This window comes from Endozoicomonas sp. (genome assembly GCF_051008435.1).
Lineage (GTDB): Bacteria > Pseudomonadota > Gammaproteobacteria > Pseudomonadales > Endozoicomonadaceae > Endozoicomonas_A.
The window spans coordinates 1-2850 of sequence record NZ_JBPCXO010000072.1 but is presented as its reverse complement, the minus strand read 5'-3'; the positions used below and the strand labels follow the sequence as shown (position 1 = coordinate 2850).

General features: G+C 48.6%; 3 protein-coding genes. 2 read left to right on the top strand and 1 reads right to left on the bottom strand.

What is annotated here, in order from left to right:
• Nucleotides 1–142: 142 nt before the first annotated feature.
• Nucleotides 143–1087, bottom strand: coding sequence for a LysR family transcriptional regulator (locus ACR2PX_RS03420; protein ID WP_433997959.1), 945 nt, complete (start codon nt 1085–1087; stop codon nt 143–145).
• Nucleotides 1088–1183: 96 nt separating this feature from the next.
• Between ACR2PX_RS03420 and ACR2PX_RS03415 the strand changes: the two genes are divergently transcribed.
• Nucleotides 1184–2194, top strand: a complete 1011-nt coding sequence (locus ACR2PX_RS03415) for an NADP-dependent oxidoreductase (protein ID WP_433997958.1) — start codon at nt 1184–1186, stop codon at nt 2192–2194.
• A 15-nt stretch (nt 2195–2209) separates the two neighbouring features.
• On the top strand, nt 2210–2770 hold the full coding sequence (locus ACR2PX_RS03410; RefSeq protein ID WP_433997957.1) for an iron-containing alcohol dehydrogenase: 561 nt from the start codon (nt 2210–2212) through the stop codon (nt 2768–2770).
• The last annotated feature ends 80 nt before the right edge of the window (nt 2771–2850 follow it).

Below are 2850 nucleotides of genomic sequence, written 5' to 3'. Positions count from 1 at the left end.
TCCGGTTTGAGACAGTTTTTATGATTATTTGAGGCGAATAGCGAGCTATTCAACGAAAAGAATCATAAAAAATGGCCAAATCAGGCTTTTTCGCAGTAGGTCAGTGGTAAGTCCGACAGGCTCCTAGTCAGTCACAAGCTGCTCAGATCGTACATTCAAGTTTGAGCTTATTGATCTTCTGAGTCAGCTCATCATAAACCAGTTGTCGAAACCAGATATGGGCAGGCTCTTTCATATGCCGCTCATGCCAGATGATCGAATAAGTGAATGGCTTCTGATCCATTGGAAAAGGCAATATCTTCAATCCGTAATGATCAGCGCAGCTGCTCGCCAGACCATAAGGCACAGTCAGTATATAATCGGTATGAGCAACCAGAGCCAGAGCCGCCACAAAGTGCGGAACTCTCAAAGCAATTCGTCTGGACAAACCTTGTTCTTCCAGCAGATAGTCGACAGCTCCCTTACGCTCCCCACCCATAGTAATCAGTGCATGGGAATGACTGGCATAGCGTTCAATATCCATCCCCTGCTCCACCAGCGGGTGGGAATCTCGCACAACACAGACAAACTTGTCCTGACCTACACCGCGTCCATGAATCATCGCAGGCGCATCGGTTATTGAGCAGGTAGCCAGATCTACATTCTGCTGATCCAGTTCATGAAGCAGATGGGCTCGCCAGGGAACAATCTCCAACGATATCCCCGGAGCTTCACTGCTCAGCCGTCTAATAACATCAGGCAGCAATACCTGAGCCCCGTAATCGGAAGAAGCCATTCTGAAACTGTGTTCAGACTCAGAAGCTATGAACCGGGGGGGCTCAATGAGCTGGCTGATATCCTGTAATGATTTTTGCAGTCCCAGAGCTATATCCTGGGCCCGGGGGGTGGGAGCCAACCCTTGAGGCGTCCGGGTAAAGAGAGGATCATCAAACAATACCCGCAACCGGGCCAGACTGCGGCTAATGGCAGGCTGGGTAAGATTTAATCGACCTGCCGCGCGCGTCACACTGCGCTCTTCCATGAGCACTTGCAATACCGGCAACAGATTCAAATCAGAAGACGACAGATTATCAACAGGCAAAGCCATTACTCACAGTCATGATTACTATAACAATGATGCATTGGAGTCATAGTCATCACAACGATAAATTACCTATGAACATTAGTTTTAGGATTTCCGTCCATGTTTATAGAGAAAAGTTGTGAAATTCACCTTGCCAGACGCCCCGAAGGTCTCCCTGACCGAGACTGTTTCAAACTGGTCAACCAGCCTGTTGCAGAGCTGAAAGAGGGTGAAGTTCTGGTTAAAAACCTCTGGATGTCTGTTGACCCCTACATGCGGGGGCGCATGATTGACCGTAAAAGTTATGTCCCCCCCTTTTCTATAAACGCCCCTCTCGAAGGTGGAGCCATCGGAGAAGTGGTAGAGTCTCGCAACCCATCCCTGCCTGAAGGCACCAAAGTATCCAGCATGATGGGCTGGCGCGAGTTTTTCATTTCCGAAGGTCAAGACCTTCAACCTTTACCGAAGACATCCGTCGATGATCAGGCCTATCTGGGCATACTCGGCATGCCGGGTATGACAGCCTGGGCAGGGTTGATGCAAATTGCCGAACTGAAAAAAGGCGACCGTGTATTTGTTTCTGCAGCATCCGGCGCTGTTGGTTCTACTGTATGCCAGATCGCAAAACTCAAAGGCTGTTATGTTGCTGGCAGTGTCGGCACCGATGAAAAAGCCCGCTACCTGCAGGAAGTTTTAAAGGTAGATGCGGTGGTAAATTACAAAACCGACAGTGATTTACAAAGTGCCATTGCCAAAGCCTGTCCCGAAGGCATTGATGTGTATTTCGAAAATGTCGGAGGCAAACACCTTGAAGCAGTGCTCAATATCATGAACGATCATGGACGTATTGCAGTCTGCGGCATGATCGATCAGTACAATGCCACGTCTCCCATTCCCGGACCGGCAAACCTGTCCCAGCTGATTGTGAAAAAGCTGAAAATGCAGGGTTTTATTGTGTCTGACCACTGGGAACATTATCCCGATTTCGTCCAACAAATGAGCCAGTGGATACAGGAAGGAAAAGTTTCCTGGAAAGAGACCGTCTTTGAAGGTATCGAACAGGCACCTGACGCCTTTCTGGGGCTTTTCTCTGGCGTAAACACCGGCAAAATGCTGGTAAAACTCAGCTAAGCATTAGAGTCATTTATGAAAAATTTTTCATTTCAAAACCCAACACGCATTCATTTTGGCCAGGGTATGATCGCCCGCGTTGCCGAAGAAATCCCCCAGGATGCCAGAATACTGATCACCTACGGGGGTGGCAGCATTAAAAAGAATGGCACTCTTCAGCAGGTCAAAGAAGCCCTGAAAGACCATGCCTCAATCACAGAGTTTGGAGGCATTGAACCTAACCCTTCCTATGAAACACTGATGGAAGCGGTCCAAGTGGCAAAACAGGAAAACATTGACTTCCTGCTGGCCGTTGGCGGTGGCTCAGTCATTGATGGCACCAAATTTATTGCTGCAGCCATTCCTTTTGAAGGCGATCCCTGGACGATTCTCAGCGATAACGCCACGGTGCATAAGGCCATTCCCGCTGGCAATGTTCTGACCCTGCCAGCCACGGGTTCCGAAAGTAATTCCGGCTCAGTCATTACCCGAAAAGCCACCAATGACAAGCTGGCCTTTCTCAGCCCTGAAGTCTACCCTCGATTCACCGTTCCAGGAGCCTGTCGGACTTATGCTTTCGAGCATAAATTTCAGTAGAACGAGTCGAATTATTCGATGGATTCGTGAGAATAGTTGACCTATTTAATCGAATTCATCGAATAATTGGGCCGTTCTTT

Coding starts and splice junctions, on each gene's coding strand:
- ACR2PX_RS03420 (WP_433997959.1), bottom strand. CDS start 1,087: ATGGCTTTGCCTGTTGATAATCTGTCGTCTTCTGATTTGAATCTGTTG.
- ACR2PX_RS03415 (WP_433997958.1), top strand. CDS start 1,184: ATGTTTATAGAGAAAAGTTGTGAAATTCACCTTGCCAGACGCCCCGAA.
- ACR2PX_RS03410 (WP_433997957.1), top strand. CDS start 2,210: ATGAAAAATTTTTCATTTCAAAACCCAACACGCATTCATTTTGGCCAG.